This is a genomic window from Fibrobacter sp., assembly GCF_017545445.1.
GTDB lineage: Bacteria > Fibrobacterota > Fibrobacteria > Fibrobacterales > Fibrobacteraceae > Fibrobacter.
In genome coordinates this window covers 1-14,514 of record NZ_JAFWOM010000011.1, presented here as the reverse complement: position 1 = coordinate 14,514, position 14,514 = coordinate 1, and the positions used below count along the sequence as shown (strand labels likewise).

Annotated in this window: 11 protein-coding genes; 3 read left to right on the top strand and 8 right to left on the bottom strand. The window is 49.7% G+C overall.

Features of this window, described 5'->3' with window-relative positions; all coding sequences use genetic code 11:
- The first annotated feature begins 225 nt into the window (after positions 1 to 225).
- Positions 226 to 2,769: a DNA gyrase/topoisomerase IV subunit A gene (locus tag IKG78_RS01015; protein WP_290938229.1), complete on the top strand. Its 2,544-nt coding sequence runs from the start codon at positions 226 to 228 to the stop codon at positions 2,767 to 2,769.
- A gap of 232 nt (positions 2,770 to 3,001) precedes the next feature.
- Here IKG78_RS01015 and IKG78_RS01010 read toward each other — a convergent pair whose 3' ends face one another.
- From IKG78_RS01010 to IKG78_RS00980, 7 genes are all read right to left on the bottom strand, one after another.
- Positions 3,002 to 3,640: a hypothetical protein gene (locus IKG78_RS01010; protein WP_290938227.1), complete on the bottom strand. Its 639-nt coding sequence runs from the start codon at positions 3,638 to 3,640 to the stop codon at positions 3,002 to 3,004.
- A gap of 37 nt (positions 3,641 to 3,677) precedes the next feature.
- Positions 3,678 to 4,226 (bottom strand): ATP-binding cassette domain-containing protein, encoded by a 549-nt coding sequence (locus IKG78_RS01005; protein ID WP_290938380.1) that lies wholly within the window; start codon positions 4,224 to 4,226, stop codon positions 3,678 to 3,680.
- Positions 4,226 to 4,366: a hypothetical protein gene (locus IKG78_RS01000; protein ID WP_290938225.1), complete on the bottom strand. Its 141-nt coding sequence runs from the start codon at positions 4,364 to 4,366 to the stop codon at positions 4,226 to 4,228. Before IKG78_RS01000 ends, IKG78_RS01005 begins: the two co-directional genes overlap by 1 nt.
- Before the next feature lie 3 nt (positions 4,367 to 4,369).
- On the bottom strand, positions 4,370 to 5,653 hold the full coding sequence (locus tag IKG78_RS00995) for a peptidylprolyl isomerase (RefSeq protein WP_290938223.1): 1,284 nt from the start codon (positions 5,651 to 5,653) through the stop codon (positions 4,370 to 4,372).
- Positions 5,653 to 6,456, bottom strand: a complete 804-nt coding sequence (locus IKG78_RS00990) for a hypothetical protein (RefSeq protein ID WP_290938221.1) — start codon at positions 6,454 to 6,456, stop codon at positions 5,653 to 5,655. Before IKG78_RS00990 ends, IKG78_RS00995 begins: the two co-directional genes overlap by 1 nt.
- A gap of 47 nt (positions 6,457 to 6,503) precedes the next feature.
- Positions 6,504 to 10,610 (bottom strand): DUF3418 domain-containing protein, encoded by a 4,107-nt coding sequence (locus tag IKG78_RS00985; protein ID WP_290938218.1) that lies wholly within the window; start codon positions 10,608 to 10,610, stop codon positions 6,504 to 6,506.
- Positions 10,611 to 10,793: 183 nt separating this feature from the next.
- Entirely contained in the window at positions 10,794 to 10,934 is a 141-nt protein-coding gene (locus tag IKG78_RS00980; protein WP_012820363.1) for a hypothetical protein, read from the bottom strand.
- A 61-nt stretch (positions 10,935 to 10,995) separates the two neighbouring features.
- Here IKG78_RS00980 and IKG78_RS00975 point away from each other — a divergent pair, with 61 nt between their 5' ends.
- Complete coding sequence (locus tag IKG78_RS00975; protein ID WP_290938216.1) at positions 10,996 to 11,481, top strand: acyl-CoA thioesterase; 486 nt, start codon at positions 10,996 to 10,998, stop codon at positions 11,479 to 11,481.
- Between the two features lie 553 nt (positions 11,482 to 12,034).
- Complete coding sequence (locus tag IKG78_RS00970) at positions 12,035 to 13,369, top strand: MATE family efflux transporter (protein ID WP_290938214.1); 1,335 nt, start codon at positions 12,035 to 12,037, stop codon at positions 13,367 to 13,369.
- On the opposite strand, the gene IKG78_RS00965 is transcribed toward IKG78_RS00970, so the two are convergent.
- A complete protein-coding gene (locus tag IKG78_RS00965; protein ID WP_290938212.1) occupies positions 13,366 to 14,208 on the bottom strand; it encodes a fibrobacter succinogenes major paralogous domain-containing protein in 843 nt (280 codons plus the stop codon). The two genes, IKG78_RS00970 and IKG78_RS00965, sit on opposite strands and share 4 nt — an antisense overlap.
- Between the last annotated feature and the right edge of the window lie 306 nt (positions 14,209 to 14,514).

Genomic DNA, 14,514 nt, shown 5'->3' with positions numbered 1-14,514 from the left:
AATGAGCCGTAGCGTGCAATCGGTTGATTGCAAAATCAACAAGCATTTGCGTTAGGGATGGAAGCCCGCAAGGGTTAGGACTCGCGTAGCGAGGCTTAACGAACAGCGAGCAAGCGAGCTGATAGCGCGACAGCCCGACCCGGCGTAAGCCGGGGAACGCCCTATTTTTGCACTAATGAGCACTAAATTTTTTCTTCGCGAAAAAATTTTACTACATTTCGAGCCATGAATCAAGAAACTCCAGATACAACACTAGGTTTATCTAACGTCAACCACCTAGAACGACTTTATGACGGCTGGTTCCTCGATTACGCCAGCTATGTGATTTTGGACCGTGCGGTCCCGTATTTTGAAGATGGCCTGAAGCCTGTTCAGCGCCGTATTTTGCATTCCATGTTCGAAAACCACGACGGACGCTACCAGAAGGTGGCGACGATTGTCGGTCGAACGATGGCTTACCACCCGCATGGTGACGCCTCCATCGGCGATGCACTTGTGGGCCTCGGCCAGAAGAATTTGCTCATCGACACCCAAGGTAACTGGGGCAATCCCTACACGGGCGACCGCGCTGCAGCCCCCCGTTATATCGAAGGCCGCCTCACGCCGTTCGCTGTCGATGTCGTGTTCAACCCCGAAACGACGGAATGGATCCCGAGTTACGATGGCCGTAGCGAAGAACCGGTCACACTCCCAGTCAAGTTCCCGTTGCTTTTGGCTCAGGGCGTCGATGGTATTGCTGTCGGTCTCTCGACTTCCATCCTCCCCCACAACTTCCGCGAGCTCTGCGAGGCTAGCATTGCCTGCCTGCGCGGCAAGAAGTTTACGCTTTACCCGGACTTTTTCACGGGCGGCATTATCGACGTGTCGGACTACAACGACGGTCAACGCGGGGGCAAGGTCAAGGTCCGCGCGAAGATTGAAAAGGTCGATAACAAGACGCTCGCCATCCGCGAAATTCCATACGGCACCACGACCGTGAGCTTGATTGAAAGCATTGTCAAAGCAAACGACAAGGGCAAAATCAAGATCAAGCACGTGGATGACAACACGAGCCAGGGCGTTGAAATCTTGGTGCACTTGCAGCCGGGGACGGACCCGCAGGTGGCCATTGACGCACTTTATGCGTTTACGGACTGCGAAAAGTCGCTCTCTCCGTGCACTTGCGTCATTATCGACAAGCACCCGAAATTTGTGGGCGTCTCGGACATCTTGAAGCTCAACACGGAACACACCGTGAAGCTTTTGGAATGGGAACTCGCCAACGAACTCAAGCACCTCGAAGACAAGTGGCACATGACCACGCTCGAAAAAATATTCATCGAGAAGGAAGTCTATGAGGTCATCAAGAAGGCGAAGGACCGTGAACAAATTATCCGCCTCGTTCGCGAAGGGCTTACGCCGTACCTCAAGCGTCTGCACCGCAAAGAGGTTACAGACGAAGAAATCGGCAAGTTGATTGAAATTCCGATCCGCCGTATAAGCCATTACGACCGCGAAAAGGCAGACCAGCTCTTGAAGGAGCTCGAAGAGAGCATCGCGACCTGCAAGTACAACCAGGAACACATTATCGATTACGCTGTGAACCACTTCAAGAACATCTTGAAGAAGTACGGCGAAGGCAAGGAACGCCGCACGCAGATTGCCGAATTTGGTAAGGTGAACGCCGTACACGTGGCGCTTGCAAACCAGAAGCTTTACGTGAACCGCAAGGAAGGTTTCGTAGGCACGGGCATGAAGAAGGAAGAATACCTCTTCGATGTGTCGGAATACGATGACTTGATCGTGTTCAAGGCCGACGGCAGCTTCAAGGTCGTGAAGGTCAGCGACAAGGACTTTGTCGGGAAAGACATTATCTTGGTCGAAAAGTTCAACAAGGACGACGAACGCCATATCTATAACGTCATCCACCAGGACGGCAAGGACGGCTACGCTTACATCAAGCGCTTCAACGTCGGCGGCGTGACTCGCGACAAGGATTACTACATGGGCAAGAACAAGCCCGGTAGCAAGATCCTTTACATGTCGAGCAACATGAACGGCGAAGCTGAAGTCGTGGAAGTCATCTTGAAGCCGCGTCCGCGTATCAAGCTGAATTTTGAAGTCGATTTTAGCGAAGTCGAAGTCAAGGGACGTGGCGCGATTGGCAATATCGTTTCAAAGTACCCGATTAAGACGGTCAAGAGGCTGCGCAAGGGCGTTTCGACACTTGGCGCAAGAGTGCTTTACTTCGATGCTCCGAGCGGTATCGTTTCGACACAGAAGAAGGGCGATTGCCTCGGTGAATTCGGTGAAAACGACAAGCTTTTGATTATCAAGCAAGACGGTAGCGCCCGCGTGCACAACATGGCGGACCCGATTCTCGTGGGTTCGGGCATCAAGTACCTGCACAAGTACGATCCGGCACAGGTCTTTACGGTACTCTACTTCGAAGGCTCGAATTACAACTACATGGTCAAGCGCTTCAACCTCGAAGGCTGCCCCATGACAACGGAATTCAGCGTGGTTTCCGACCACAAGGACACGAAGCTCATCGAACTCTTTGCAACTGATGACGCCCGAGAACTGATGGAATACCAGGTCGGTCGCGAAGTGCAAAAAGAAGAACTTGACTTGACGGAAATTGCGGAAGTCAAGGGCTACAAGGCTCTCGGAAGCAAGTTCACCGCCAAGAAGATCAAGCGCGTGAGCCGTATTTCGCCGGCAGACCCGTTTAGCGACGGAAGCGGCGACGCCAGCGACAACACGCAAGAAGATCCAAGCTTGTTCTAGGGAATTCATGGATCCTTCGCGCAGCTCAGGATGACAACGGAATGGTAAGCTGTCATCCCGAATGCAATGAGGGATCTAGTTAAATTAATAACTGTGACTAGATTCTTCGAGGCCTACGGTCTCTCAGAATGACGAAGCCCCAAAAGGAGGCCCCGGAATAAATCCGGGGTGACAGTGTAAAAAAACAAGCCGGTGGTGAGCCGGTCTTTTTGCATTTAAGAAAACATGTTATTTAAAATTTTGAATCACTAAAATCTCGATCCACCCACCCCAAATAAACTTTCAAATAAAATCGCGGTCCCCTTTTAAGTTCGTATGTATTCGTAACCACATAAGCATACGATGCAGAAACTCTTAAAATCATCAAATTAATGTTCAAATCGGCATGTGGCCTGAAATAGAATTTACGACCGGGACTAAAAGCAAACCAATCCATCTTATAGCCCGCACTCACCGATACAGGGACCCAGCCCTTCCAAAAGAAATATTCCACGGTCGGATTCAACAAGAACAACGTCCAAAAAAAACTATTCATCAGAATATCGTCATCATGGTGGCCTTCACCACGCAACACAACAAACGGAAGGAAAGCAAAAGAAACAAACGAGTTTATTCCTGATACTCTATGGTCAAAATGACTCGTATCACTTCTATCCGAAATCATGTGGTAACTAAAAACATCAGCATTCAGATAAAGATTTTTCCCAACCGGAATTCCCCCTTCCAAGGTCATACTACAATCTTCATTATAAACCGCTTTATCATTGACATGATCAGTCCACCCTGTACCTTCACCTCCAAAAAAGAAGCTATCAGCAAAGGTGTGGGAATAGAAAAGCGCCAAACCGCATAGAATCACTAGCCAACGCATAAATTATCCCCTCCAAAACATTCACACAAGATACAATCTAAAGAATATCTCTGTTCAAGAGTTCGCCGTGGCTGAGTTCCAAACGGCGGAAGGGGCTGTTCAGATAAAAGTCCGGGTTATGCGTTGCCATGAGGATGGTCGTGCCGCGGGCGTTGATTTCCTTGAAAATGCAGAAGACTTCTTCAGCGTTTTTCGGGTCCAAGTTACCGGTCGGTTCATCCGCCAAAAGCAAGTACGGATTGTGCACCATCGCACGGGCTATCGCTACGCGCTGCTGTTCACCGCCCGAAAGCGTGTAAGGCATCGCAAAGCGCTTTTGGCTAATGCCGACGAGTGCAAGCGCGTCAAAGACCGCAGCATTAATCTTATTGCTCGGAGTGCCCACAATACGAAGCGCAAGTGCAACATTCTCGAAAACATTGCGGTCCGGCAAAAGTTTAAAGTCCTGGAAAATAATTCCCATCTTGCGGCGGAGTGCCTGGATTCTATCGTCCGGAGTGTTCTTGCTATCGTACAAAACGTTGTCCGAAAACTTCACCATTACCTGACCGCCACGCTGTTCGTCCGGGCGTTCGTCCATATAAATTAAGCGAAGCAGCGTCGATTTTCCGGCACCGGAATGCCCGTCAAGAAAACAAACTCGCCCTTATTAATGCGGAACGTGACGTTGTTCAACGCCTTCCAGTTGGCTTCGTAAGATTTCGTGACGTGGGTAAAATGAATCATGAACTAATCCATCATTCTGATTTCGACGAGAACTTCCTTGCGCCATTTCTGGATAAGCTTCTGGAGCTTTTCGTTTTCGAGATGCGTTGCCGCCATCATCTCAATTTTGCCGTAATCTTCTTCGAGCGTGAGTTCACGGACTTGGCGAGAATCGTCCAAGCGGAACAAGTGGTAAGCGCCATCAATGATGACCGGTTCTGAAACTTCACCCACATTCAAATTTGCGACTGGATCGACATAAGCGGGTTCCATTTCATTACGCTGGAACCAACCAAGCAAACCGCCCTGGAAGTTGCTGGACTTGTCTTCACTGAATTTCTTAGCCGCATTGGCAAATTCTTCTTTTGTCTTAATCGTCTTGCGGAGAGAATCGGCAAGAGCCACAACCGCAGCCGTATCCTTCGCGGTCGGAATCGTGCGCAACAGAATTTGTGCAGAACGCACGCCGTCTTCTTTACGGCCAAGCACACGCGCAATGTGCCAACCCAAATCCGTCTTGACCGGAGTCGATGCGTAGTGACCGTTCTTTAAACGTTCAATCGCCTTTTCGAAAGCCGGATCCAAGAGACCACGCTTAAAGTAACCGAGGTCGCCGCCCTTTGCAGCAGAGCTGTCCTGCGAATGGCGTTGTGCTAAAAGTTCAAATTTGATGCCAAGGTTGAGACTATCAATCAATGCTTCGGCCACATGCTTTACAGAATCCACAATCGCAGTATCCGGCTTCACAGGAATCTGGATGTGGCTCAGCAACACGCAGTTGAACTGGCGCGGCAAGGAATCCTTGTAATCCTTGTAGAACAAATCGACCTCTTTTTTGGTCGGATGAATCGCCCCCACGTGAAGCTGACGCACACGGGAAATTTCCATGTGGCTGCGAATTTGCTTGCCGAGCTGTTCGCGATACTGTATCATCGAAAGTCCGAGCTGCGCACGTACCGCCTTTTCAAGAGTAGCCATGTCAATTTTCTGGCTTGCGGCAATAGACTGGAGATGAGCCGTCACACGCTGATCGACTTCGGCTTCCGTAATCACAATCGAATCGCGGTCAATGCGGCTGAGCAAAACCTTTTCTTCAATCAAGCGGTTCAGCACCGTTTCTTTCTGCTGCTGTTCCGTCATGTTCGCAGCGTCGGGCGTCTCCTGGAACCTGTAAAGGTTGTTCATAAACTCCGAACGCATAATCGGCTTGCCATCAACAACAGCGGCAATGCCCTCCATCAACACAGGTTCGGCAAAGCAAGCGACAGACAATGCAAAAACTACTGAGGCAATTCGATTACTGATCATTATTTTTCCTTTTCACTAAGTACATCCATCTTCGTAATTATGGGAATTCCCGTTTTCCATTCATCCTTGAGACGTTTTAAAACAACGTTTTGATGCTCCACCCAAGCATGCGTAGAAACTTCTTCAATCACTTCGTCAAGCGGACGTGCATCGGCAGAATCCAAGCGGCTCGTGACCACAGCAATCTTTGCAGCACCGTCACACACTTTCATCGGAGTGATGCGCCCCACCACAACATGTCTAATAGAGGGAATCATGCACGGGTCCGGAGTCTTATCGACACCGTCAAACTCTCTCATTCGCTTGATCAGCCGATGATTCGGCGGGATCGATTCAAACTTGGTATTCTTGAATTCCTTGTAATAAAGAACCGCGGACTTCCAGTCGGCAAACGAAAGAATTGCTCCCGAAACAGAAGTTTTGCCATTCAAGAACAAATTTTTGTTTTTATGGTAGAAGTCAATTTTTTCACCATCGCTCACCATCATCGTATCAAGGAACGTCTGCATGTAGTAATCCGCGACAATCTTGCGTTTTGTACGTTCGAGCATGCGAACTAAAGCGGAATCTTTCAACGCACCGTTTTTTACCGCCTGCTGATAGACGAGCTCTTCTTCAATCCAGTGCTGCAAAAAAAGAATACGTTCGTTATCGCCCCAACGATCCCAATCGGGAGCATACGTGTAAATCTCGGACTGGTGCAACTTGGAGTCGCCCACAGTCACAATAACAGGGTCTTCGGACTCACAACCTACAAAAAACGATACACAAAGAGCGAACAATATACGGATAAGAAATTTCATTGCGACAAATTTAGCAAATTCGCGGCAAAGAAAGTAGTTAAATCCATCTAGAGCCGACCAAAACGGCCTTTCAACCTCACCAAAGCGTCTTCTTCCACAACATCTTCGACATCGCCGCCTTTCCGCTTGTACCTGAGAATTTCAAAATCCTCAAGCGTAGCCTTCGCCTGCAAGTAAAGGTCGGCGAAATCATTGTCGTCCGTTGGAGTGCGGTCGATTTTTCCAAGAAGTTCGCGGGCATTTTTGAGTTCATGGTCCTTGAGATAACGAGCCTTGAGGAACGGGCGGAAATACTCGCGGAGAGTATTAGCCGAAAGCTCCGCATTTGTCGAAGCGGTCGATTTTTCGTGAACATCTTTTGCGTCGCCAAGCTGGAGTGGGAAGCCTAGTATTTCGGCAATAGCGTGCAGCCGTTCAAATAAAGTAGAATCTTTTTGGTACGCAGAGTGAACTGTTGTGATTATTTTATTTTGGATTAAATGTTTTCCGCTTGCATTTCGCATGTTCACGCTGAAATCTTTTAGCAAATTCCAACATTTTACAAAAGCATCAGCACTGACGAGGCCCGATTCATACGTGGCACGCACAAGCGAAAGGCGGATTTTTTCATCTTCGCTGCGGGTGTTTGCAGCAAGACTCTTGAAGTCGCGAATTTTTTTGCCGCGCGAGAATTCAAGCCCCGTAAAACGTACACAGCGAGTCGCATCAAGACAATCCGCTGCCAAAGATTTTGCAACCCAAATCTTGAGAGCTGTTTCAAAGTTATCGGCAAAGACTCCGCCCATTTCAAGTAAATTCAGGCGGTCGGCAATAAGCTGCTTTTTCTCTTCGGAGAGAGGGACGTTTTGTTGTGCGGAATGAGCCGCAGTTTCGAGACGTCCGCCCTCCACTCGCTTGCGGAAAGATTGCCAAAAGCGCGATTCATCCGCACCCATCAAAGCAGACTCGCCAAGTCGCCAGCCAAAACGCATATTTTCAAGCGGAAAATCAATGCCAAACGTCACAATCGCCGGGCGAACCGCAAGGAACATGCGGTAAGAACCCCATTCCGGGCTTATTTCGAGTTTATACGGTTCCGGGAAGCCAGGCTTCGAAACAACCAAATGCAAACGCAAATGATTTTCTTTGTCGGGATTCACCGTCGGCACATCAATGTTTGTGCCATTTGCACCTGAGCGGATTTCCTTTGTATTTGAAAAAACTTCATACAGCAGCAAGAGAGGTGCTTTATGCGGAAAGTTTTCAAGAGCTGCGTAAAACTCATCGTCAATAGCGGTGCGTTTGGCTTCGAGCGATTTCTTGACTGTTTTAGGCATCTCGCGAATCACCGATTCAATCATCCATTCGCGCCACTGCTGGATGCACATTGCAAACTTTGCCGGAGAAATTTCCGTGAGCAAATCAAAGGGCAAATTGAGCGTGATACCGTCGCAATCGCGAGTCGCATCAAAAACCATCTCGCCAGAGACAACCCGGTCGCCAAAGCGGAAATGCTCGATGGAACCGCCATTAACAGGTTTTAGGTCATAGGTTTTAGGTGTTAGGTTTTTCTTATTCCAAGAATCGCCAAGTTTCCCAGAAAACCCTCTCTCGTCTTTCGTCTGTAGGGCAACGCCCGTTCTCTCGTCCAATAAATCCAGCCAATAGGCTTCATCAAATTTGAGGAACTGGTCGGTATGTTCGTGGATGTAATCCTTGAGAGTCTTGATGGAGTTTACTTTGCTTGCAATTCGCGTGTAGTATTCTACGAGGGCATCTTCGCTTGGAGCAAGTCCGAACTGGCGTTTACGTGCTTCAAGCGCATGGAGATTTTCGACGACACGATCGTTGTGCGTCATGAATGGGAAGGGTCTTGCCACCTCGCCCATCACCACCGCTTCACGCCAGAAAATCTGAGCGCAGTCTTCGGGATTCACACGTGCATAATCGATACGATGGCCACGGCTAATCACAAGCCCGCGGAAACTCACTTCTTCAACCGCTTCGACAAATCCGCGTTCCTTGTTCCACGTCGGTTCAAACCAGCGACGCGTGCAGAACGGTTCGGCCACTTGCAAAATCCATTCCGGTTTGATTTCGGCAGCCTTCGTAAGGAATGTGCGGCTCGTTTCACGCACTTCGGCACTGAAAAGCCATTCCACGCTCTTTGCGTACAAATCGCTGCCCGGGAACACATGCGTTTCGCGTCCGCTCACCAAGCGGTAACAGCCGTTTTCGATATCGCGGTGGGCGATTCCGCCCAAGAATCCGGAGAGGAGTGCAATGTGCAAATTGTCGCGATGGAACGAATCGAACGGACAAACTCTATTTTCAAATTTCACTTCGAGAATGCGGCTGAACTGTTCGTACAAATCCACCCATTCACGCAAGCGCAAAAAATGCATGCTGTTCTTATCGCAGAACTTGCGGAGTTTGTTCCAAGTCTTGCCGTCCCAGTCCGTGCAGAACGCATTCCACATCGAAACGTAAACGAGAAAGTCGCTCTTGTGGCCGCAGAATTTGCGGTGCAGCTGACGGATGCGGGTGCGTTCCGGCTCATCGTTCGGCACCACACGCGGGTCCTGAATGCTAAGCGCCGAGCACACGATAAGCGCCGGCTGCAAAACGCCCAAATCACGAGCACGCAAAAGCACCGCCGAAAGCGCCACGTCCATCGGGAGGCGCGTCATATCGCGACCAAGCTTCGTCACATGACCGCTAGAATTGTCAGCGGTGAGCGCACCCAGTTCAAACAACGTCTTGTACGCACCGCGGAATGCCGAATGCGGAGGCGATTGCAAGAACGGGAAGTTTTCGAGTTCAAGTCCGAGACTGCGAAGTTGTAGCACCACGTTCGCGAGATTGCTGCGGCGAATTTCAGGCTCCGTGAATTCGTCTCGCTTTTCAAAATTCTCGGGAGAGTAAAGACGAATGCACACGCCGGGCTTCACGCGCCCCGCGCGTCCAGTGCGCTGCCGCGCGCTGGCTTTCGAAATTTCTTCAACGGGAAGCCCCTGGATTCTCGCCTGCGCATTGTATCGCGAGATACGCGCCATACCCGTATCGACAACGTAAGCAATGCCCGGAATCGTAAGCGACGTTTCTGCAATGTTCGTCGCCAAGACAACGCGGGTCTTGCCGGTATGCTTGAAAATGCGGCGCTGTTCGTCAGGACTCATGCGTCCGTACAACGGAAGCACGTCAAAAGTTGCCGCATCCAGTTCATGAGCAAGCTCGCCCATCAAGTCCTGAATGTCGCGTTCCGTCGGTAAAAAGCAAAGCAAGTGGTCGCGATGCCGCGTTTCCAAATCGAGAATTGCATCGTGGGCTTCTTCGATCAAGCCCGAATCGCCCTTGCCGGAGATATCGCGGAAATCCTTCGACTCATTTCCCTTCGACAAGCTCAGGGAACTGAAGGTCGGTGAGCCTGCCGAACCGCCGAAATAATATTCCACATCCACGGGGTATGTGCGGCCTTCGGCCTCCATCACGCAGCTGTTGTCGTAAAACTCTTCGAAAAGCTTTGCATCAAGCGTTGCCGATGCGACAATCAACTTGAAATCAGGACGACGAGCGAGAACAGTCTTGAAAATGCCAAGCAAGATATCGATGTTCAACGAGCGTTCATGCGCTTCGTCAATCATGATAGCATTGTACTGCCGGAACAACCTATCCTTGCGGAACTCCTGCAACAAGATACCATCTGTCATCACCTTGATAGGAGCTTCATTCGTCCCCTGCTCCCAAAAGCGAATTTTCGTCGAAACAAGCTCCTCGTCCTTGAGTTCTTCACGCAAGCGGTCCGCAATCGAAATCGCCGCCAAACGCCTCGGCTCCGTCACACCGATTTTAAAAGAACAGGTATTAGGTTTTAGGTTACAGGTTTTAGGAGACTCAAGAGGATGTTCTTCTCCCGCAATTCTCTCGTCTTTCGTCTTTGGACATTCACTTCGCTCAGAATGACATGCAGCGTCACTTCCTACTTCCGACTTCCTACTGTCTACTTTTCCTAAGAACCACTCGAGCAAAAATTTCGGCAGCTGCGTGGACTTGCCGGAACCCGTATCGGCCTTGACGATAATGACCTGATGTTTTTCCAACAGCTCAAGAAACTCGTCCTTGTGCTCAACGACGGGAAGCTCAGGGTATTCAATCTTTAAATCAGACAAAAACATAAAAGTGGTTAGTGATTAGTGGTTGGTGGTTATGGCGACTTCGTCGCAGTTTGCAGTAAACAGTGATTAATGGTTCGGGATTAAATTAAAAATGAATAATTAAGAATCGAATTACCATTTTTAATCTTTCACTTTTAATTTTTCATTTTATCATCCTGTTTACTAACCACTGTTTACTATCCACTACTCTTTAATATGCCCGCATTTGTCGCAGGTGAGCTTGTAGCTGTTATCAGGATCGACCACCATCACGCCATCGCATTCCGGAACTTCACACGGGAGTTCTCCCGGCATCACTTCTCTATATGTCTTTTTTTCTTCCATAATGCACTGAATATAGAAATTCGTGCCCCCGCACCGCCAATACATTACTTATTTTTTTAGCATGGAAAACGCAAAAACAGTCAAGCAATCTCAAGTCGAAACCCGCGACATCGTTCACCCTTCCGACGTCAACGCCTACAATTTCGTATTCGGCGGACACATGATGTCGCTCCTCGACAAAGCCGCCTGCATCGCCGCCTACACGCACGCAAGGCGCAGAGTCACGACGATTTCCATCGACAATGTACGCTTTTTCAAGCCGGCAACCGTCGGCACGATTCTCACGATTAAAGCGTCCGTCAACCGCGTGTTCAACACTTCATTAGAAGTCGGTCTCAAAGTCGTCGGCGTTCACCCGCAAATTTCGTGGCAGCCCGAAGTCATCTGCCATGCGTACATGACGTTTGTCGCCCTTGACGAAAACGGAAAGCCGACCCCCATTCCTTCCATCATCCCCGAAACCGAAGACGAAATTCGCCGTTTCGAAGAAGCGGGCATCCGCCGCGACGCAAGGAAAAAACTGACCGCACAACTCGAGGCAAAATAGAACCATTCGGGGCTAAAAATCTACGCCTAAATCCTTTTTTGCAGGGAAACACCTTCATTTTGCGGGGCAGTGCCTTCATTTTGCAAGGAAGCACCTTCAATCGGGCTTTTTTTAACGTATTTTACATACTAAACGAAGCATTTTTTGCATTTAATATGTAACCGCGCTTTTATTACTTTATACAAATACATACTAAAAAAACAATTCAAGGCAGTTAGTATGTAAAAAACGTCCATGAAGGGCCGTTTTTTGAGGCAAAACCACTTCAAAACAGCATCAAAAAACATGCACCATCGTGTTTTAGCCGTTTTTCAACCTCATTCACACATGCTTTTACATACTAAGACATCCAAATATCAATTTTAGTATGTATTACAACAAAGTAATCACCATAATTAATACCCTCCGGCACCCATATTTTCCCATCTCCACGACAAAAAGCGGTCGCCACAATGGGCAATCACGCCTCGTTCCAAAACACTGGATACAGTCGAAAACATTTTATTAAAAACGACCCTTTGACGCGCCGTCTTCCGTTTCTAGATTTTTACACATGAAACAGGTAGATGTCAAAGACCGTTCGCTCATCAGCCTTTCGTGGCCGCTAATCCTCACGTTTGCTGTGAGCATGATCCAGCCCATGATGGACAGCTGGTTTTTGTCGCGCACTTCCGAAACCGCAGCCGCGGGCGTCGGAGCCATGCTCCCCATTCTCGGAGCGCTTTTCACCGCCCTCCACGCCTTCTCGCAATCCGGCGCAAGCATCGTTTCGCAGTACATCGGAGCAAAGCAGAACAGCCACGCGAGCAGTACGCAAACGTTGGTGTTGTTCGGGAGCATCCTTCTCGGCGTCGCGCTCACGCTCATCATCTATCCGCTTTCCGGGAACATTCCGCAATGGATGGGACTCACCGAAGCCCCCGCTGAATACGCCACGCAATTTTTAAGCGTCGTTTCGTTCGGATTCGCCTTCCGCGCCTTGCAAACCATCCTCACCGCCCTCATCGCGACGCATGGCCTTACCATTTGGAACTTTATCGGCAACACACTCACAATCGCCACAAACGCCGCCTTGAACGTCGTATTCCTCGAAGGATATTTCGGACTCCCTAAAATGGGCGTTCACGGCGTCGCCCTCGCAACCGCACTTTCCTGGCTCATTTCGTCGGGCATCCTTTGGCTTGTACTCAAGTTCAAAGTGCACCACCACAGCAAAACCCGCGACTGGAAACGCACCCGCGTTCTGTTGCCCGACTGGATTCGCATCGGCCTCCCCGCCGCCGCAGAGCCCATCAGTTTCCAGCTTTTCCAGGTGTTCATCACCGCGATGGTCGTCTATATCGGCACAACCGCAATGACCGCCCGCGTGTTCGCCGGTAACTTCGCTGCACTCTCCGTCATTCTCGGAGTCGGCCTTGGTAGCGGAAACCAGATTCTCGTAGCGCACCTCGTCGGTGCACATGACTACGTAAAAGCAAACCGCCGTGTTCACCAAACTCTCGCCGTGGGCATAATCAGCGGATTCTTGCTATCCGTCGCAGTAGCCCTCCTCGGCGAGCACCTGCTCAGGCTCTACACCGACAATCCCGAAGTCCTCCGCCTCGGCAAAATCTGCCTCTGGTGCGACGTCGCCGTGCAACCCTTCAAAGCCGTAAACTTTATCGTCACCACATCGCTCCGTGCCGCAGGCGATTCCAAATTCCCGGCACTCGTGGGTAGTGGCATGATGTGGACGCTCGGCCTTGCCACCTCGCTTATCCTTGCATTTGTCGTTGGGCTTGGGCTCCCCGGCCTTTGGCTTGGCATGGCCGCCGACGAATTCTACCGTTCGTTCGCCAACATTTGGCGCTGGCGCAGCGGCCGCTGGAAAAGCAAAGCGGTGGTTTAGTCCTGGAGACAACGGACAGAGTACCCGACGCGCTTACTACTCTCGTAGCACAGGTACACATCGTCGCGGCCGTAGAACAAGTACATGTTGTACGCGCTACTGTTACCGTACTCCGTAGAACTCCAGAAGAACGCGTCATCGCCCTCGCTACCGTAAATTCCATTGTCGCCCCTGTTGCCAGCAGGAAGCGCCGAGAACCCGAAAGCATCCGAGCCCTCGCCACTGTGATTCCATCCAGATGTAGACTTGAGCTTTGTCCCTGCGGTTGATGAGCCACCAGCTGCGTTGAACAAAGTTTCCCATTCAGCCTTGCTCGGCAGATGCCAGCCATTGGGGCATACACCCTGAATATTTCCTGACGGCAGAGAGCATGTATAGCCATAGCCACATTCGCTTTCCAACTTACCTACCGCAGCAGGCCACCTGTAAAGCCTTCCGTACTTGGCGCAGTTACTTTCCTTATTATTGTGACAAAAACTAGAGTCAGCTTCGTAATTCAGATTTTCTGCCATCCATACCTGGTCGCCAATTTTCACGGTTTTGTAGGTCTGACCATCGCGGTCATCAACCAACTCGCCGTATTCGCAGATGTCTTCCGTTTCTGTTTTGCAGCCTATTTGTGAACTAGACGAAGACTTTGCCGAGCTACTGCTTGACTTTGCTCTGCTACTGGATCCAATCATTCCTTTGGAACTCCAAGATGACAGTGAAGAATCATCGTCATTCGAGGAAGTACTGCTATCGTCACCACAAGCGACAAGGGCTATAGACAGGAAAATAGCAAGCAGAGATTGCTTCGCAATGCTCGCAATGACGTTATTCATTCCAAACTTTCTCATTCGCACTCCTCTTATAAGGATAAAATATAAAAATTTAGATGTAAATAGATTGACTATAGAGAAAAACTATATATAGCAACACGATATAGGCGATTCCGGCATAAAGCCGGAATAACAATGCAAAAAAACTTCACTGAATCCCCTCCGCGTTGCTCCGAGGATGACGCGTTCGTGTCAAGATGACGCTCTAGTTAGAGATTGCTTCCACCACGCTTTGCTCGTGGCAGGCTCTGTTTCACTCATCGCAATGATTATTCTCTCGTCTCTCGTCTCTCGCCTCTCGTCTAATCCAGATCGGAAGAGCGT